Consider the following 18659-nt stretch of genomic DNA (forward strand, 5'->3'; position numbering starts at 1 on the left):
CAGTGTCCGCGCCGACCTCCGACGCTCTCGCGCTGCCGAGGCCCCGGCATAGCGCTACGGGAGGAAATCGGATGCTGGAGAAGATAGTAGAGGGCGATCTTCCGCCGGTCATAGTGGTGGATTTCGCCATGTTCTCCGTCGCCGACACGATGACCGGCCTGATGGGTGTTCCGGGGTCGGGACGGGCGGTCTACCGCGTCGACGCCGTACAGGACCTGGAGATTCACGGTGCCCTGAGCATCGCCGAGCTGGCCGCCCTGTACGCCGGGGAGATCGGGAAGCTGGCGAGCCCGCCCGCCGCCGTGCTCGGCTACTGCAGCGCGGCGACGCTGGCGCTGGCGCTGGCGGACCGGCTCGGGGAGCGGCCCGAGGTGATCCTGGTCGAGCCGACCTGGCTCACCACCGACATGATCGGCCAGGAGCTGGCGAACCTGCGCGCGGGGCTCGGCACGAGCGGCGAACCGCCCGCCGAGATCTCCCCCGCCTCCGTGCTCGGCACGCTCACCGGCGACCTCACCGGGAAGCTCGCGGCCGAGGGCATGTCCGAGGCCGAGGTGGAGACCTGCGTCTCGATGCTGACCCTGCGGTACGACGCCTGGTTCGGTTTCCTCTTCGCGACCGAGAAGGCGGCCGTCCCGATGCCCGTGACGCCGGTCTCGCTCGTCGTCGGCGGTGACAGCGACCGGGGACCTGCTCCGGGGTGGACGGCGGCCCAGTGCTCGCCCGTCCGCGTGGAGGTGCCGTCGGGCGAGTTGCTGCGGAGCCCGGCGGCCCGCCAGAAGATCTTCCAGCTGATTGACCGGGCATGACCGCGCGGGTCTACTGCTTCGCGCACGCCGGGGGCTCGGCCGGGGAGTTCCGCGAGTGGGCCGGCCTGGCGGAGAACGTGCGGATCGCCGGCGTGGAGCGGCCGGGACGCGGCACCAGGTTCGCGGAACCGGCCTTGACCGAGCTGACGGCCCTGGTCGCCGAGCAGGCGGACTCCCTGGCGCTGGACCTGCCCTTCGGCCTGTTCGGCCACAGCTTCGGCGCGCTGCTCGTCTTCGAGATCGCGCACACGCTGCGCGCTCGCGGACTCAGGACGCCCGACTGGCTGTGGGTGTCCTCCTTTCCCAGCCCGGACCTCGCCAGGCGGGAGCCGGACGCGCGGCAGCTGCCGGACGCCGACCTGCTGCGCACCCTGCACCGGCGGCATGACGCGATTCCCGCCGAGGTGCTGGACAACCCTGAACTGCTCGAAATCGTGGCGGCCTACATGCGGGCCGACTACACGGCCATGGAGACCCACGGCTTCCGGGACCGCGAACCGCTGCCCTGCGACCTGCGCGTGCTGAGCGGCGCGGACGAGCACGACCTGCACGACCGGCTGGCCGGCTGGGAGAAGCACGTCACCGGCGCGTTCTCCATGGATTTCCTTCCGGGTGGACATTTCTACCTGCGCGACCCGGACAACAGGCACCACATCGTGCAGGCGATGAACGGCATTTGGACTCCGGGGGTGGAGCGATGAAGGAATTGTCGACGTGGGGGCCCGAGGTGGACGCCGAAGCCTCGGTGGGCGAGCTGATCGTCAAGGCGGGCGCCGACTTCTCCGGTCTGCCCGCGGTCCGGGATGTGGGTCGCGGCCTGACCCTGACCTACGCGCAGCTTCTCGGCCAGGTCGAGGCGCAGGCCGGTCGGCTGCTGGCCGCCGGGGTCGGGGCCGGCGACCACGTGGTCGTGGCGGTGCCGCGCTCGGTGGAGGAGATCGTCGCCGTCCTCGCCGTACTCAGCGTGGGCGCCGTCTACGTCCCCGTGGACGGCACGCTTCCGGCCGCGCGACTCACCTCGATGCTGGACAGGGTACGGCCGAAGGCCGTGATCGGTGACTTCGCCTCGGCCCGCGCCGTCGTCCGGGCGGCCCCCGCCCCGTGCGCGCCCGTCCAGCCGATCACCGTCACCGACGGGCCCGCCACCGGATCCGCCCGGGTGTGGGCACACCGGGACCCCGGCGACATCGCGTACATCACGTTCACCTCGGGCTCGACCGGCGTGCCGAAGGCCGTTCGTATTCCGCACCGAGGGGTCGTCCGCCTGGTACGCGGCGCCGGCTACCTGCGGACGGGGCCAGGCGAGCGAATCCTGCGGCTGGCCCCGCTGTCCTTCGACGCCTCGACGCTGGAGATCTTCTGCGCGCTGGCCACCGGCGCGACGGTGGAGGTCTACCCCGACGGGCCGGTCTCGCCGGGCGAGCTGGCCGCGTTCCTGCGCGAGGCCGGGGTGACCGTCGCGTTCCTGACCGCGGGGCTCTTCCGGGTCGTGGCGGGCGAGGCGATCGAGGGGTTCGCGGGCGTCCGGCAGGTGTTCACCGGCGGCGACGTCGTGCCCGCCGACGCGGTCCGCGCCCTGCTGGCCCGCCATCCGGGACTGACCGTCGTCAGCGCGTACGGGCCGACGGAGAACACCACCTTCTCCACCGTGCATCCCATGACGAGCCCGGCCGAGGTGGAAACGCCGGTGCCGATCGGCCGGCCGATCGCGGGCACGTCCGCCCTGGTTCTCGGCGAGGACGGCGAGCCGGTCGGGCCGGGCAGGACCGGCGAGCTGTGTCTCGGCGGCAGCGGACTGGCGGTGGACTACCTGGGCGCGCCGGAGGAGACCGCGCGGGCGTTCGTGGTCCCCGGGGGGCAGCGGGAGCGTTTCTACCGGACCGGCGACCTGGTGCACTGGGACACGAGCGGGCGGCTGCACTTCGACGGCCGGCTGGACCGCCAGGTGAAGGTGCGCGGCTACCGGATCGAGCTCGCCGAGATCGAGGACCGGCTGGGCCGGCGCGAGGAGGTGCGGGACGTCGCCGTCGTGGTGGTGGGCGCGGACGCCGGGTCCAAACGGCTGCTCGCCGCGGTCGTGGCGGACTCGGCGGACGGCCTGGTGGCCCGCCTGCGGGACGAGCTCCGCCGGGAGCTGCCGCATTACATGGTGCCGCCGCTCTGGGTGGTGACCGACCGCCTGCCGTACACCTCGAACGGCAAGGTGGACGTCGCCGAGCTCGAACGGCGGGTCACAGCCCCCGCGAGCGATCACGAACCGGCCCTTCCCCACGGCGAGAGGGAGTTCGAGGACGTCATCGCGGGCGTCTGGACCGAGGTGCTCGGCACCGCCGACTTCGGCGTCCGGGATCCCTTCTTCGAGGTCGGCGGGGACTCGCTGCTGGCCGGTCGGGTGCACGCGCGGCTGCGCACGAAGCTGCCCGGTCATCCGCTCCGCATCGTGGACATCTTCCAGTACCCGACCGTCCAGGAGCTGGCGGAGCACCTGAGAGGAGCGAACCGATGAGCGTCGCGATCATCGGGTTCGGGCTGCGCCTGCCCGGCGCCGAGACGGCCGCCCAGTTCTGGGACAACATCGCCGCCGGCCGGGAGTGCCTCACCCGGCTGGACCCCGAGCCCGATCCGGCCTACGTGCCGGTGCGGGGGATCATCCCGGGCGTCGAGGACTTCGACGCCGGCCTCTTCGGCATGCCGCCACGCGAGGCCCAGTTCACCGATCCCCAGCAGCGGCTGTTCCTAGAGTGCGCCCTGGAAGCTCTGGAGCAGGCCGGATACACCCAGGACACGGCTCCGGGCCCGATCGGCGTGTTCGCGGGCACGGGCAAGAACCACTACCTGGCGCGCAACGTGGCCGGGCACCCCGACCTCATCCGCAACCTGGGCGAGATGATGACGCTGGTGGGCCACGAGAAGGACCACGTGGCGACGCGCACGGCCTACCGCCTGGGTCTGCGCGGCCCCGCCATCGCCATGCAGACGTCCTGCTCGACCTCCCTGGTGGCCGTGCACATGGCGGCGCAGAGCCTGCTCCGGCACGAGGCGGACCTGATGCTCGCCGGCGGCGCCTCGATCGCGCTGCCCCAGGAGTCCGGTTACCGCTACAGCCCGCACGACATCCTGTCGCCGGACGGGCGCTGCCGGGCCTTCGCGAAGGACGCCGGGGGCGCGGTGCCGGGCAACGGGGTCGGCGTCGTGGTGCTGAAGCGGCTGGGCGACGCCGTCCGCGACCGGGACACGATCTACGCGGTGATCAAGGGTTCCGCGATCAACAACGACGGCGGGCGCAAGGTCGGCTACACCGCCCCGAGCGTGCGCGGGCAGGCGGACGTCATCCGCGCCGCGCACACCGCGGCGGGCGTGACCCCCGGCACCATCCAGTACGTCGAGACCCACGGCACCGGCACCGAACTCGGCGACCGCATCGAAGTCGAGGCTTTGACCCACGCGTTCGGCCCCGGCGACCCGGGCTCGTGCGCGCTCGGCACGCTCAAGCCGAACATCGGGCACGTGGACATCGCCGCCGGAGTCGCCGGGCTGATCAAGGCCTCGCTCGCCCTGTACCACGGCCAGCTCCCGCCGAGCATCAACTGCGAGCAGGAGGACCCCGACCTCAACCTCCACCAGAGCCCCTTCTACATCAACCGCACGCTGCGGCCCTGGCCCGCGACGGACACGCCGCGCCGGGGTTCGGTGAGCGCGTTCGGCGTCGGCGGAACCAACGCGCACGTCGTGCTCGAACAGGCTCCCCCGGCCGACGACAGCCGGCCCGCGCCCGACCTGCCGGTCATCGTCCCCCTTTCCGCGCACACCCCGCACGCCCTGAACCAGCTCACCGACCGGCTGGCCGAGCACGCGCGCTCCCGTCCGGAGACCGACGTCCGCGACGTCGCGCACACCCTGCGGCACGGCCGCGAACCGCGCGAACACCGCTCGGCCGCCGTCGTGCACGGCACCGCCGAACTCGCCACGCCCTCGGCGTTCGGGCCGCCGACGCCCAGCCGGAGCCTGGTCAGCGTCGGCTACCTCTTCACCGGCCAGGGCAACCAGCACCCCGGGATGGCCACCGGCCTGTACGACCGGTTCCCCGTCTTCCGCGCGGCCATGGACGAGTGCGCCAGGGAGTTCTCCGTCAGCACCGGCACCGACATCCGCTGGCTGCTGTGCGACACCCCCGACGACCCCGCCGCCGCCCAGGCCGCGCTCGACGGCATGTCCCTCGCCCAGCCGTCCGTCTTCGCGATGGAGTACGCGACCGCGAAACTGCTGCTCTCGACCGGCCTGCGGCCCAAGGCGTTGCTGGGGCACAGCCTCGGCGAGTACGCGGCGGCGTGCGTCGCCGGCGCGATGAGCCTGGCGGACGCGGCGGCGCTGGTCGGGGCGCGCGGCCGGCTGCTGGACCGGGTGCGCGGCGGGGCGATGCTGGCGGTCTTCGCCGCGGCGGAGACCGTCGTCCCACTGCTGCCCGCGTCCCTGTCGCTGGCCGCGGTCAACGCGCCCCGCTCGATCGTGGTGACCGGCCGGGCCGACGCGATGCCCGGCCTGGTCGAGCGGCTCGACGCGCTCGGCATCGGGCACCGCAGGGTTCCGGTGCCGATCGCGGCGCACTCCGCGATGCTGGACGGCCTGCTGGAGGAGTTCCGCGCGCATGCCGAGCGGCTCACCTACCACCCGGCGGCGATCCCGATGATCTCCGGGGTCACCGGGCGTCCGGTCGATCGCGTCGACGCGGACTACTGGACCCGGCATCTGCGCCAGACCGTCAGGTTCGCCGACGCGGTCGAGCATTTCCTGCAGCGGCAGCACCCGGTGCTGATCGAGGTGGGGCCGGGACGCACGCTCACGAACCTGGTGCACGAGACGGCGGCCGGGCGGCCGGTGGTGGCGCTGGCCGCGCTGCCGGGGCGCAAGGACGAGGCGGGGTCGCTGGCGACGCTGCTGGAGGCCGTCGCCGGGGCGTGGTGCGCCGGAGCCCCGGTGGACTGGTCCGCGCTCGACGCCGATCCGTACGCGCGGCGTGTGCCGCTGCCCTCGTACCCGTTCCAGCGTGAGCGGCACTGGCTCGACACGGAACCGGCCGCGCCCCCCGAGGCTCCCGCCGGGAAGGAACCCGGCCTCCCGGCGGAGCGGGAGATCGCGGTGATCTGGCGGGATCTGCTCGGCGTGGCCGAGGTCGGCCCCGACGACAACTTCTTCGCGCTCGGCGGCCAGTCCCTCCTCCTGGTCCGCATGATCGCCAGGCTCAAGGAGCTGACCGGCGTCGCCATCCCCCTGCGGGACGCGGTCGCGGCCCCGACCGTACGGGGGATCGCGGCGGTTCTCGCGCACCACGGAAGAGAGCGCGCATGACCAGGCTCGCGGTCGTCTTCGGCGCAGGCGCGGTGGCCCTCGGCGACCTGCTGGTCGGCCTGCGCTTCTGCCCCGACCTGCTCTTCGTCCTGCCCGCAGGCCCGCAGAGCGCGCAGTACGCGGCCCTGCTTGAGTCGGCGGGCGCCGTCCTCACCCTCACCGGGGACGCGGACGCCGACACCGGCGCCTTCCGCGCGGCGGCGGCGACGGGCGTGGTGACCTTCAGCGAGGTCGAACTGCCCGTCGCGGCCAGGCTCGCCGCCTCAGCCGGACTTCCGTTCCACAGTCCGGAAACCGTCGAACGGCTCACCGACAAGCACGCCCAGCGACGGGCGATGCGCGAACACGGCATCGAGACCCCCGCGTCGTGGCTGCTGCGCGGCGCGGACGAGTGGCCCCCAGACCTCCGCCTGCCCGCCGTGCTGAAGCCGGTCAGAGGGGAGGGCAGCCGCAACACCTACCTGGTGCGGACCGAGGACGAGGGGATCGCCCTGGCCGGGCGGCTGCTCGCGCTGGAGGAGGCGCTGGTCGTCGAAGAGTGCCTCGTCGGCGTCCCGAGCGAGCCGTTCGGCGACTACGTCTCGGTGGAGAGCGCCTGCGCGGGCGGCCGGATCCAGACCATCGGCGTCACGGGGAAGCTGCCGCTGCTGCCGCCGTTCAGGGAGAACGGGCAGTTCTTCCCGGACGCGCTGGACGACGCCGTGCGCGCGGAGGTGATCGAGCTGACCGGGCGGACCCTGCGAGCCCTCGGCGTACGGCACGGAATCACCCACACCGAAATCAAGATCACCGAGCAGGGGCCCAGGGTCATCGAGGTCAACGGGCGCATCGGCGGGTTCATCAACGAGCTGTACCTGCGGGCCACCGGGCTGGACCTGATCGAGCTGGCCGGCCGGCTCGCGCTCGGGGAGGACCTGGAGGTGTCCGCGCGGCCCCTCGCCGGGGTGTTCTTCCAGCAGTACGCCCGGCCGCCGCGCGAGGCGACCCGCCTCACCGCGATCGAGGGGGCCCGCACGCTCACCAGGACGCCGGGGATCACCGCGCGCCGCCAGCTCGTCCAGCCGGGCACCGAGCTGCCGGGCGACGGCAAGGCCGTCTACCTCGATCTGGTCGTCGGCGACGCGCCGTCGCATCGGGAGATGCTCGCCGTCCTGGACCGGGGTCTGCGCGGGATCAGATTCACCTTCGACACTCCTTCCGGACCTCTCACCCGGGGCGGCGACGAACTGCGCGCCGGAGTCCCCGCATGAGGCCGGGGGTCGCGGTCGTCGGTTACGGCAACGCCGGACGCCAGCACCTCGACGCGCTGGGCGATCGCTCGTACGCCGTGGTGGAGCAGGATCCGCGGGCCGCCGCGCGGGCACGGGCGGCCGGGCTGCCGGTGCGCGAACTGGACGACGTGCTGGCGGACGACGCCATCCAGGCACTGGCGCTCTGCCTGCCGCCGGGCGTCCGTGCCGGTATCGCGGCGAAGGCCGTGGCGGCGGGCAAACATCTGCTGCTGGAGAAGCCGCCCGCGCGCACGCCGGAAGAACTAGCCGCACTGCTCTCGCTCGCCGACGCCGGTGGAGTACTGGCGGCGGTGATGTTCCAGCACCGCTTCGCTCTTCCGGGCGAACTGCGTTCCGCGGACGCGGCCCGGTTCGCCGGGGCCGTGGCGAGCCTCACCGTCTCGCGGGCGCGTCCCGACGCGCACTACCAGACGTCCGGTTGGCGTTCCGACCCGCGCGACGCGCTCGGCGGCGTCACGGCTCACCTCGGGGTGCACTACCTCGACCTGGCGTGCCAGCTCCTCGGAACGCCGCGGGCGGTGACGCCGCTGTCCAGGACCGACGCGGTGCCGGGCATCGACACCCAGGTGTGCGGGCACATCGCGTTCGAATCCGGCGCGCAGTTGTCGGTAGCGGTCACCAGCCGGTCGCCCGCACGGTTCGAGCAGCTCACGGTGCTGGGCGCCGACACCTGGCTGGAAGTGCGGTCGGGCGCGGTCACCGGCGAGATCGACGGAAGGCCGATCACCAGAGCAGCCAGTCCGGCCTCCCGGTTGCGTACCGAGGTCTATCAGGAGCTCTTCAGCGCCATGGCAGGTCGCGCGGATCTCGACCTGGCCGCGCTGCGCCGCAGCCACGGAGTGGTGAAGGCGCTCGACGGCCTGCTCAACCCTCTGGAGGTGGGTCGATGATCGGCTTTCCGGCCATCGGGCTCAGCTCGGGAACGCTGCCCCAAGCCACGGCAGCGGAACTCGCCGACGCCGTCCTCGCGTATGGCGGTTCCGGCGTGGATCTGCGGATCGGCAAGGACCAGCGGTGGGAGCGGGACGGCGTCGCCGAGGCGTTAAGCCACTTCGCCGCCAACGGACTCGACGTCTTCTACACCGGCGTCGGATGGCGGCTCGGCACTCCCGCGCCACTGCCCGAGGCTCCCCCCGAGTGGCCGGTGAAGGTCTTCTGCGTCGAAACGCCCGACCTTCAGCTGGTCGCCGACCAGGTGGCCGCCGCGTCGGAGGCCGGGCTGGAGCTCTGGGTCGAGACCCACGCCGGAGGCCCGGCGGTGCGCGGCCTGATCGACCTCGCCGGGCGTACCGGCGTGGGGATCGTGCTCGACGTCCTCGGTCTCGGCGAGATCGGCGGCGCGGACCGCCACGAACTGGCCGACCTCGCCCCGCACGTCCGCGCGGCCCAGGTCAAGGGCGTCCTGCGGACACCCGCGGGGGTACGGCACCGCCCGCTGTCGCCACCCGACCTCGACCCCGTCCTGTCCGTCCTGGCAGGTTCCGCACTGCGGTGCGTGACGGTGGAGTCCCGGGCGGGCGCCCCGGCAGCCGACCTGGCCGTGCTCGCCCGCGCCCTGGCACCCGCACGTGCCCGCGAGAAAGAAGAGAACCGCTCATGAAACTGGCAGTGATCGGCGACGAGCTGGCCCAGGACTGCCGGGTGGTCGCGGAGACCGCCGCAGAGCTCGGGTTCGACGGCGTGGAGATCAGATCGATCGACGGCACGCCGCCGCACCTGCTCACCGACGACCAGCTCGTGGCAGCGCGCGCGATCCTCGGCGAACACGGGCTGGCGAACGCCGGATTCACGCCGCCCGCGCTCAAGGTCGCGCTGCCCGAGACCGACGACGATCTGCGGGCGGCGGCCGACCTGCTGGTGGACGCCTGTCGCCGGGCGGCGCTGCTCGGCGCGCCGCACGTGCGGATCTTCAGCTTCTACCGGGACGGCGACCCCGACCCCGTCCGGGCCGCGCGCGTGGCCGCCCGCGTCCTGGACGGCGCCCGGCTGCCGGTCCCGCTCGTGGTGGAGAACGGCACCAGGACCAACACGCCGACGCTGCGGCACGTCAGGACCTTCCTCGACGAACTCGGCCGCGACGACGTCGGCGTGCTGTGGGATCCGGGCAACAGCGTCTTCAGCGGCTGGGATCCCGACCCCTTCCCCGCCGACTACGAGGCGGGCCGCGAACTCATCCGCCATGTGCACGTGAAGGATCCCGACGCCGGCCGCGGCTACGTCCGGCTCGGCGACGGCGATTTGGACTGGCCGGCCATCCTGCTGCGGCTGGCGGAGGACGGTTACGACGGTTACGTCAGCTTGGAAACTCACTGGCGGCAGGGCCGGCAGCTGACCGCCGACGAGCGCGACAACCCGTGGGGCGAGGAGTTCTCGCGCGGCGCGTACGTGGCCAGCGTGGCGTGCATGGTCAAGCTGCGCGGCTGGCGGGACGAACTGGCGTGACCATCTCCGGATCCTCGCCGCTGATCCTGCTCGGCGCGCAGCGCTCGGGCACCACCGCCCTGGCCACGGTGCTCGACAGCGCGTACGCCGCCGCGGGCGGCCTGTTCACCGTCAACGGGAAGTTGCCCTACGTGCTGCACCGCTGGTGTTCCCAGGCGGACCTGCCGGCCCGGCATCTGCGCGTCGACGAGATGCTGCACGCGCTGCGCCGCAGGCCGCCGTACGGGCCGAGGGGCGAACGGTGGCTGGCGGCGGTGGAGCGCGAGCTCCGCGCGGCGGCGGCCGAAGTCGCCGCCGGGGCCGTCCTGGACGCGGTGGAGTTGCGGCGGGACCTCGTGCGGCGGGCCTACGCGGGAGCGACCCGGTTCGGCGACAAGTACAACGAGTACCTCCTGGAGCTCGACCAGCTCGCCGAGACCCTGCCGGACGCCCGCTGGGCGCTGCTGGTCCGCCACCCGGCGGCCGTGGCGGCCTCGGCGCTGCGCTGGCCGGGCGACCGCCCGTGGCGTCCGGAGACCCGGGCGGCCGCGCTGGACAAATGGGCCGCCTGGCACGAGCCCTGGCTGCGGCACGAACGCACCCGCGATCCCGGCCGCTGCATCGTGCTCGAATACGGGCGGTTGTGCGCGGGCCGGGACCTCGCGCGGCTCTCCGGGGCCGTGGACCTCGATCTGGCCCCTTTCGCGGGCCCGCTCACCGAACGGCCACCGCCGCCCGCGCCGGACGAACTGCCGCCCAGGATCGACCGGATCTGGCAGGCCCTGCTCGACCGCGCGACGCGATGACCATCCCCACCCTGACGAAAGGCATTTCCTGAAATGAACGAGCGCCGCCAGGCCCTGCCGTACCAGACCACGGAGGCCGCCTCCACCTTCGGGCTCGGCCTTCATCACGTGCAGCTCGCCCTGCCCCCGGGCGAGGAGGAGCTGTGCCGCCGCTTCTACGTGGACGTGCTCGGCATGACCGAGATCCAGAAGCCTCCCGTGCTCGCCGCCCGGGGCGGTCTGTGGGTACGCGCCGACCACCTGGAGATCCATCTGGGCGTCGAGGAGGACTTCCGGCCGGCCCGCAAGGCGCACCCCGGCATCCTCGTGGCCGACCTCGACGCCCTCGCCGAGCGGCTGGCCTCCCAGGGGGTCGAGGTCACCTGGGACAACAACTTCCCCGGTCACCGGCGGCTGTACGCAATCGACTGCCACGAGAACCGGCTGGAGTTCCTCTCCCCCGACGAGAACCCGTGAGAACCTTCGCCCGCAACTGGATAGGACTGCCCGACGTCCCCGGCGCGCGCCGCTGGGTGTGGGTGGCGGTGATCGACGCGGTCGGCACGGGCATGCGGATCCCGGTCACCGTCATCTACCTGACCGTGGTCGTCCAGCTGCCCGCCACCCTGGTGGGCGTCGGCCTCGGGGTCGCGGCCCTGGCGGGAACCGTGTGCGCGCCCGCCGCGGGCGCGCTCATCGACAGGTTCGGCCCCAAACCCGTGGTCATCGCCTGCTTCCTGGCCGCGGCGACCGGCTACTTCGGCTATCTCGCGATCGTGGACTGGGTCTCCTTCCTGGTGGTCGCGGTCATCGCCGAGATCGCCGAGCACAGCGCGCGCCCCGCCAAGCAGGCGCTGGTGGCAAGCATGGTCACCGCCGAGCAGCGGGTGCCGATGATGGCCTTCCAGCGGTCGGTGCGCAATATCGGGTTCGGCCTCGGCGGGCTGACCAGCGCGGCGCTGCTCACCCTGAACACCGACGCCGGCTACTACGCGGTCCTGGCCGGCGACGCGGTGTCCTTCCTCGTCGCCGCCGCGCTGGTCACCGGCATCCACGTCGCGCGCAAACCGGCTCCCCCGGCGAAGGACACCGGCGCGCCCGCCGGGTTCCGCGAGGTGCTCGCCGACCGCAGGTACGTCGCGCTGGCCGTGCTCAACACCCTGGTCATGACGCACGTCACGGCGCTCAACGTGGGCGTGCCGCTCTGGGTCAGCCAGCACACCTCCGCCCCGCCCGGCCTGGTGGGAGTGCTGTTCGCGATGAACACGGCGCTGGTCGTGCTGCTCCAGGTCCGGCTGACCAAGGGCGTCTCCCGGGCCGGCCAGACGCCCCCGGTGTACGTGCGGGCGGCGGCGGCCTTCGCGCTGGCCGCCGCCGGCTACTGGGCGGCGGCCCTGACCGGGAACACGCTGGCGCTCGTGGTGGTCCTCCTGGTGGTCGCCGTACTGGCCCACACCGCGGCCGAACTGTACGGCGCGGTCGGCGAGTGGACGGTCTCCGTCAACCTCGCCCCGGAACACCTGCGCGGGCGCTACCTCTCCCTGTTCTCCATCAGCTTCTCCGCGCACCAGGCGATCGGCCCGGTGCTCGTCATCCTCCTGATCACCCAGGCGCCAGATCTCGCCTGGTTCGTCCTGGCCGCAGTGCTGGGCGCGGGCTGCCTGGCGAGCGCCTGGCTGGCCCGGGGCGCGCAGGAGCCCGCCGAACCGAAGGAAGCGAACAGCACGGCATGACCACACTCGATCCCACCCATCCCGCCGCCACCGCCGACCTGCTCGGCGAGGCATGGCAGGCCGCCCTGGGCGCGGCCCCCTCCGGACCCGACGCGGACTTCTTCGCCGAGGGCGGCGACTCCCTGCTGGCCGTCCGGATGCTGAGCCGGCTGCGGCAGGCCCGCGTCACCGCGACCCCGGCCGACATCCTGCGCGGGCGCACGTACGGCGGCATTCTGGCCCGGCTCGAAGCCAACCGGGAGGAACCCGCAGTCCCGGCGGGGGAAGCGGGGCCCGGCGCGGTGCCGCTGCTGGCCGCGCAGCGCCGCTGGACCGCCAAGGGATTCACCGATCCCGACCACTTCTCGCTCGGCTGGATCTTCGAAGTGCCCGAGCGGACACCGCGCGGCCAGACGGTGCACAGCGCCGCCGTGGAGGCCGCGGTGCTGGCCCTGGTGCGCAGGCACGAAGCCCTGCGCACCCGCTACCTGCTCGACGGCGAAGGCGGGCCACGCGCCGAGGTGCTCCCCGGCCCGCCGGACGGCCTGTTCCAGCGGGTGGACGTGCCCGACGACCAGGTGACCGGCGTGCTGCTGGACGGCTGGCGGGCGCACCGGCTGGCCGAGGGACGCGTGCTGGCCGCCCGCTGGCTGCCCGCCCAGCGGCTGCTCCAGCTCGCCCTGCACCATCTGACGCTCGACGGCTTCTCCGTCGAACTCCTCGCCGACGACCTGGAGGCCCTGCTCGTCGGCGCCGAGCCGGTGGCCGACCCCGGCACGCCGCGCGGTCACGCCCGGGCAGTGTCCGCGTGGCTGACCTCGGCGGAGGCCAAGCAGGACGCAGAAGCATGGGCGGATCAGAACTGGGCGGAGGTCCGCCCGGTGCCGGTCGAGATGACCGGCCCAGGGCTGCTTCCCAGCATGGACACCGTGGGAGCCGAACTGGGGGCCCGGGAGACGGCCGCGGTCCAGCGGCTGGCCACCCGGCACGACCTCACGTTCGAGTCACTGGTGCTGGCCGCCGCCGGCAACGCGATCGCGGAACGGTTCGGCCTGCCCGCCGTGACCGTGGACACCTACCACCACGGGCGGGACCCACTGCCCGGGGGGCCGGACCTCACCTCCGGCATCGGGTACTTCCAGGCCACCTACCCGGTGGTCGTCACGGGCGGCCCGGGTGACTGGCTGCCGCGCGCCGTGGCCGAGTCCGGGCGGGTGCCGAAGAACCGCTTCGGCTTCGACGCGCTGCGCTTCGCCGGTCACGACGCCCTCGCGAACCTGCCGGGCAGCGGCATCCGGCTCAACTTCCGCAGCCGGATGAGCGAGATCAACGCCAGGGAGGCGGACTGGCTGCCGCCGTCGAAGGTCTCGGCGGGCGGACGCCGTTCGCCCCGGCAGACGGAGCCGTACGTGCTGATGCTGGAGGCCGATCAGGTGGGCGAGGGGTTCTCCTTCGCCGTCAAGTTCAGCCGGGACCACTTCACCAGGCAGACGGTCGAGCACCTGGTCAGGGCCACGCTGGCGCTGCTCACCGTATCCGGCGGGGTGGAGGCGTGAGCTCCCGCCGGCCGTTCGCGCTGGAGCTGCGGGACGTCGTGCTGTCCCTCGGGCCGCCGGGCGGGGAGCGGGTGCTGCTGCGCGGGGCCGACCTCCAGGTTCGCGAGGGTGAGTCGGTCCTGCTCTCCGGCCTGGACGGCGAAGCCCGCCGCGGCCTGACCGCCCTGCTGGAGGGCAGGATGCCGCCCACGTACGGGACGGTCAGCGTCGGCAGGGGCACCACGGTGCTGGACGCCGGGGACCGGCCCGGCAGCGTGACGGTGGCCGGCGAGGCGAGCAGCGTGATCGTCCTGGCCGGGCAGGACGGGGAAGGGCCGCCGGGCCGGTTCCGGTCCCTGCGGCTGGACGGCGGGCAGTTCGTCGAGTCCCCGGCCGGCCGCGTCCCGCTGGCCGAACTGCACCGCCGTACGGTGGCCGCGCTGCTGGCCGCGGGGGTCGGGGAGGAGGCCGCGGAAGCCGCGGGCGGCGTGCTGGTGGACGCGGAACGGCGGGGTCACCGATCCCATGGCGTCGCGTTGCTGCCCACCTACCTGCGGCGGATCCGGGACGGCGGGATCCGCGCCGGGAGCCTGCCGCGCCTCACCGAGATCACTCCCGCCCTCGCGTCCGTCGACGCGGGCGGCGGGCTCGGCCAGCCCGCCGCCCGGCTGGCGGCCGACTGGTGCGCGGCCAGGGCCGCCGAGCACGGGCTGGCGGCCGTCGCGGTCCACGACAACAACCACGTCGGCATGCTCGCCGCCTACCGGCACGCCTTCCAGCGGCATCAGGTGGTGGGGTTCCTGCTCAACACCTCGGGGCCCTCGATCGCCGCTCCCGGCGCCGCCGTACCGACCCTGGGCAGTAACGCGATCTGCCTGGTCACGCCCTCAGCGGCGGGCGCGGAGCCGTTCTGCGTGGACCTGGCCACCGGAGTCGTCGCCGCCGGCAAGATCAGGGACGCCGCGAACCGGGGGGTGCCGGTGCCGCCTGGCTGGCTCCAGGACGCGTCCGGCGCGCCCAGCACCGATCCGGGCGATCTCGACCGGGACGGGGCCATTCCCCTGTTCGGCGGGTACAAGGGCCTGTGCGTCACCCTGCTGGCCGAGATCCTGGCCGGCGCGCTCGCCGGCCACCGGGTCAGCCCGGACGTCGGCAAGCAGCGTAAGCAGCCGGAGCGGGTGATGGGCTGCTCCCAGCTGTTCGTCGGCTTCTCCACTGGGCACTTCGCGGCCCCCGGTTCGGGCGGCCTGGGTCTGGATGGATTCGTGGACCGGCTTCGCGGAGCCGTACTGGACGGTCATCCGGGCGTGCCCGCCCGGCCCTGGTTCCCCGACCAGCCGGAGGAGGACCACGCGGCGGACGCCGACGCCCGCGGAGTCGAGGTGCCGGCGTCCGTGCTGGCCGAACTCGGGTGGGCGCTCCCGTGAACGCCGACCCCACGCTCGGCTCCGCTCCCGGGTGGCCGCTGGTGCTGTACTTCCACCACGTCAACGCCCTCGTCGACCACTACACCGCGCTCACCCCCGACGGCTTCCGGCGGGCGCTGGAGACGGTGCTCAGCGAGGTCGGCCCCGCCCTCGACCCGGCCGGCATCGGGCCAGGATTCCGCCCGCCGGACCATCCGGGCGTGCTGCTCACCTTCGACGACGGCTACCGGGACAACCTGGAGATCGCCGCGCCGCTGCTCGCCGAGTTCGGCGTCAAGGTCCTGCTCTTCTGCGTCACGGGGGAGCTCGACGCCGCCGACCGGCTGAGCGACGCCGAGCGGGCCGCGCTGCCGCCGCGCCGAAGCTTCCTGACGTGGGCGGAGGCGGACCGGTTCGCCGCGCTCGGCCATGTGCTGTCCGCCCACACCGTCGGCCATCCCAAGCTGCCGGAGCTGGGACACCGCGAAGCCGCCGAGGAGATCGCGACCTCGCTGGACCGCATTCGGGCGCGGACCGGTGAACCCGCGCGGACGTTCGCCTACCCCTACGGCCTCATCCCCGAGCGGCCCGCGGTCCTCGCCGGGGTGCTGGCCTTCGGAACCGTCAAATCCCCGCCGACGTCCTGGGCGCACCGCCCACTGCACATCCGCCGTACCTATCTGCCGGCCGATGAGGGCGAGCGGTGGGCGCGTCTCGCTATTGGTTGGAGAGAGCAGTGGTTCGGATCTCAGTAGTCATCCCCACCCGCGACAGGGCTTCTGACCTGCGGCGATGTCTGGACGCTCTGGCCGAGTGCGCCCGTCGTCTGGACGGCTCCGCCGGCCGGGCGAAGCTGCATCAGGTCATCGTCGTGGACGACGCCTCAGCCACCCGGCAGTCCACCGCCGCGGCCAGGTCCTCGCCCCTGCCCGTCGAGATCCTGCGCAACCCCGGCCAGTCGGGGGCGGGCGCCAGCCGCCGGCTCGGGGTCGAACTGGCCACCGGTGACGTGCTGGCCTTCCTGGACGACGACGCCGCACCGCGCGGCGACTGGCTCATCCGGGCCGCGACGGTGGACGACGACCATCCGGCGATCACCGGGCGGGTGCTCTGCTTCGACGGCAGCCTGCTCTCCCACGCCCGCCAGGCTCGATACGACGACCGTTACGCCCGGCTGGAGCGCGACGCCCCGGTCACGTTCTTCGCCGGTGGCAACAGCTCGGTCCTGACCGAGGTCTTCCACGAGGTCGGCGGCTTCTCGCAGGAGGGCACGGGCGGCGACAACAGCCTGGCCCGCACCCTGGCCGAACGCGGCAGCCCGGTACGGTTCCGGCCGGAACTGGTCATCGCCCACCGCAACGGCAAAGGCTGGGGACGGGCGCTGTCGGACGCGTGGTCATCGGGACGGCAGCACGCCGCGCCGATGACCGTGGCCGACGGGATGCGAACAGTGCGCGACGGCGGGATCGGGACCACGCTGCCGATCCGCGAGGTCAACCGGTTCCTCGGCGCGGTGCACGTCCTGGGCAGGTTCGCGCGCTCACCCGGAGTGCTGGACGCAGAGCTCAGCCGCGTACACCCGGAGTAGCCCGGTCAGCAGATACCTGTCGCGGGAGTGACGCGTGAGCAGGTGCGCGCCCGCGAGCTCGTCGAGCAGCAGCCGGACGCGGTGCACGGGCAGGCCGGTCAGCTCGGCGGCGGCCTGCGGGGTGACGCCGGGATCCAGAAGCGACCCGAGCCGGCGGAACAGCGTAGCCGCGTCCGAACTGAGTGACCGGTACGAGGAGGAGAACACGGCCCGCAGGTCGGTGGCGGGATCACCGCCGGTGAGCACGTCCAGGGGCGCGCGCAGGTCGGCGGCCAGCCTGGCGAGCGGCCGCGCCCCCGTCCTGGCGGCGGCGATGGCCAGCGCCAGTGGCAGTCCCCCGCACTGCTCGATGATCTCCTCGGCCGCGTCGCGTTCCGCGCGCACCCGCTCCTCGCCGAGCCTGCTCGCCAGCAGGACGTACGCCTCCTCGGGCGGCAACGGGCCGAGGAGCAGCTGATCGGCTCCCTCGGTGATGACCAGCGGCGTCAGCTGCGTCCTGCTGGTCACCACGGCCACACACCCTGGCGAACCTGGCAGAAGCGGGCGAACATGCGCGGCGTCCCTGGCGTTGTCCAGCACCACGAGGATCCGCTTGCTCGCGAGCAGACTCCGGTACAGCCCCACCTGGGCCTCCAGCCCAGCGGGAACGGCGTTCGGCGGAGCGGCGAGAGCGTTGAGGAAACCGTGCAACGCGTCGGCCACGTCCATCGCCGGCCTGCTCGGATCGAACCCCCGCAGGTCGACGTAGAGCTGCCCGTCGGGGAACCGCGCGGCCACCCGCTGCGCCCAGTGCACGGCCAGCGCGCTCTTCCCCACGCCCGGAGCCCCCGCCAGCGTCAGGATGGCCGTGGTGCCGGGTGCCCGGGTCAGCGCCCGGTCGAGCTGGCCGAGCTCGGCCAGGCGGCCGATGATCCGGCCTCCTCTGGGCGGCAACTGCGCCGGGATGACAGCACCGGCCGGTCCTGTCAGGCGCGCCCCGCGCGCGGGCATCGGCGGGGGCGGGTCGAGGGAGGCGTCGTGGTGCAGGATCGCCTCCTCCAGCGCCTGCAACGGCCGCCCCGGAGCGACGCCCAGCTCCTCCCTCAGCCTGCCGCGAATCTGGTGGAAAACGGATAACGCGTCCGCCTGCCGTCCGGCCCGATACAGCGCGAGCATGAGCTGCCGGTGCAGGTCCTCGTCGAAGGAGTGCTGGCGGGTGAGGTCCTCCAGTTCGGGAATCAGCGCCGTGTGGTCGCCCAGGTCGAGCCGGGCCTGCGTGAACAGGTTGACCGCGCTCAGGCGGATCCGTTCGAGCCGCTCGGCCTGCTCGTCCAGCCAGGGGTGGGCGCTGAGCTCGTCGAGCGGTTGGCCGCGCCACAGCGCGAGGGTGTCCTTGAGCAGGGCGACGCGCCTTCTCGGGTCGGCGGAGCGCCTCGCCTCGTCGATGAGCTGCTCGGCGATCCGCACATCGGTGGTGACGTCGCCCTGGACCAGGCAGTATCCGGCCGGGTGCGTGACGATCGACTCCCGCGCCCCGAAGAGCCGGCGCAGATAGGAGATGTGGCTCTGCAAGGTGTTCACTGCCGTGGCCGGCGATTGTCCGCCCCAGACGATGTCGATCAGCTGATCACAGCTCACCACTTTCCCCATCCGCAGCGCGAGCGTGGCCAGCGCGGTCTTCCTGCGCAGCCCCGAGACACAGTTCGCGGTAACGCCGAAGAGCGCGTCGAGCGGCCCGAGCAGCCTGACGGTCACCGGCTGCGGAGAGCCTTGGCTCTGTCCCGCC

At 73.3% G+C, this 18659-nt stretch carries 16 protein-coding genes; 15 read left to right on the forward strand and 1 reads right to left on the reverse strand.

Annotated elements, in window-relative coordinates:
* Window positions 1–71: 71 nt before the first annotated feature.
* The 15 genes from Acor_RS13650 to Acor_RS13720 are packed head-to-tail and all read left to right on the forward strand — an operon-like array spanning window position 72 to window position 16894.
* A complete protein-coding gene (locus tag Acor_RS13650) occupies window positions 72–809 on the forward strand; it encodes a hypothetical protein (RefSeq protein WP_155336992.1) in 738 nt (245 codons plus the stop codon).
* On the forward strand, window positions 806–1510 hold the full coding sequence (locus Acor_RS13655) for a thioesterase II family protein (protein ID WP_155336993.1): 705 nt from the start codon (window positions 806–808) through the stop codon (window positions 1508–1510). The genes Acor_RS13650 and Acor_RS13655 overlap by 4 nt, the downstream gene beginning before the upstream one ends.
* Entirely contained in the window at window positions 1507–3315 is a 1809-nt protein-coding gene (locus tag Acor_RS13660; RefSeq protein WP_155336994.1) for a non-ribosomal peptide synthetase, read from the forward strand. Before Acor_RS13655 ends, Acor_RS13660 begins: the two co-directional genes overlap by 4 nt.
* Window positions 3312–6155 (forward strand): type I polyketide synthase, encoded by a 2844-nt coding sequence (locus tag Acor_RS13665; RefSeq protein ID WP_155336995.1) that lies wholly within the window; start codon window positions 3312–3314, stop codon window positions 6153–6155. Before Acor_RS13660 ends, Acor_RS13665 begins: the two co-directional genes overlap by 4 nt.
* Window positions 6152–7405, forward strand: coding sequence for an ATP-grasp domain-containing protein (locus Acor_RS13670; RefSeq protein ID WP_155336996.1), 1254 nt, complete (start codon window positions 6152–6154; stop codon window positions 7403–7405). Before Acor_RS13665 ends, Acor_RS13670 begins: the two co-directional genes overlap by 4 nt.
* The gene (locus tag Acor_RS13675; RefSeq protein ID WP_155336997.1) at window positions 7402–8337 is read left to right on the forward strand and encodes a Gfo/Idh/MocA family protein; all 936 of its coding nucleotides are present in this window, start codon (window positions 7402–7404) and stop codon (window positions 8335–8337) included. The genes Acor_RS13670 and Acor_RS13675 overlap by 4 nt, the downstream gene beginning before the upstream one ends.
* The gene (locus Acor_RS13680; RefSeq protein ID WP_155336998.1) at window positions 8334–9047 is read left to right on the forward strand and encodes an apurinic/apyrimidinic endonuclease family protein; all 714 of its coding nucleotides are present in this window, start codon (window positions 8334–8336) and stop codon (window positions 9045–9047) included. The genes Acor_RS13675 and Acor_RS13680 overlap by 4 nt, the downstream gene beginning before the upstream one ends.
* Window positions 9044–9889, forward strand: a complete 846-nt coding sequence (locus tag Acor_RS13685) for a sugar phosphate isomerase/epimerase family protein (protein WP_155336999.1) — start codon at window positions 9044–9046, stop codon at window positions 9887–9889. Before Acor_RS13680 ends, Acor_RS13685 begins: the two co-directional genes overlap by 4 nt.
* Entirely contained in the window at window positions 9886–10674 is a 789-nt protein-coding gene (locus Acor_RS13690) for a sulfotransferase (RefSeq protein WP_170316914.1), read from the forward strand. Before Acor_RS13685 ends, Acor_RS13690 begins: the two co-directional genes overlap by 4 nt.
* A 33-nt stretch (window positions 10675–10707) precedes the next feature.
* Window positions 10708–11130, forward strand: a complete 423-nt coding sequence (locus Acor_RS13695; RefSeq protein WP_155337001.1) for a VOC family protein — start codon at window positions 10708–10710, stop codon at window positions 11128–11130.
* A complete protein-coding gene (locus Acor_RS13700) occupies window positions 11127–12386 on the forward strand; it encodes an MFS transporter (protein ID WP_155337002.1) in 1260 nt (419 codons plus the stop codon). The genes Acor_RS13695 and Acor_RS13700 overlap by 4 nt, the downstream gene beginning before the upstream one ends.
* On the forward strand, window positions 12383–13921 hold the full coding sequence (locus tag Acor_RS13705; protein ID WP_155337003.1) for a condensation domain-containing protein: 1539 nt from the start codon (window positions 12383–12385) through the stop codon (window positions 13919–13921). The genes Acor_RS13700 and Acor_RS13705 overlap by 4 nt, the downstream gene beginning before the upstream one ends.
* Complete coding sequence (locus Acor_RS13710; RefSeq protein ID WP_155337004.1) at window positions 13918–15327, forward strand: Ldh family oxidoreductase; 1410 nt, start codon at window positions 13918–13920, stop codon at window positions 15325–15327. Before Acor_RS13705 ends, Acor_RS13710 begins: the two co-directional genes overlap by 4 nt.
* The gene (locus Acor_RS13715) at window positions 15324–16061 is read left to right on the forward strand and encodes a polysaccharide deacetylase family protein (RefSeq protein WP_170316915.1); all 738 of its coding nucleotides are present in this window, start codon (window positions 15324–15326) and stop codon (window positions 16059–16061) included. Before Acor_RS13710 ends, Acor_RS13715 begins: the two co-directional genes overlap by 4 nt.
* Window positions 16043–16894, forward strand: coding sequence for a glycosyltransferase family 2 protein (locus Acor_RS13720; RefSeq protein WP_170316916.1), 852 nt, complete (start codon window positions 16043–16045; stop codon window positions 16892–16894). The genes Acor_RS13715 and Acor_RS13720 overlap by 19 nt, the downstream gene beginning before the upstream one ends.
* On the opposite strand, the gene Acor_RS13725 is transcribed toward Acor_RS13720, so the two are convergent.
* Window positions 16847–18628, reverse strand: coding sequence for an AfsR/SARP family transcriptional regulator (locus Acor_RS13725; RefSeq protein WP_170316917.1), 1782 nt, complete (start codon window positions 18626–18628; stop codon window positions 16847–16849). The two genes, Acor_RS13720 and Acor_RS13725, sit on opposite strands and share 48 nt — an antisense overlap.
* Window positions 18629–18659: the final 31 nt, after the last annotated feature.

The sequence above is a fragment of the Acrocarpospora corrugata genome, assembly GCF_009687845.1.
Lineage (GTDB): Bacteria > Actinomycetota > Actinomycetes > Streptosporangiales > Streptosporangiaceae > Acrocarpospora > Acrocarpospora corrugata.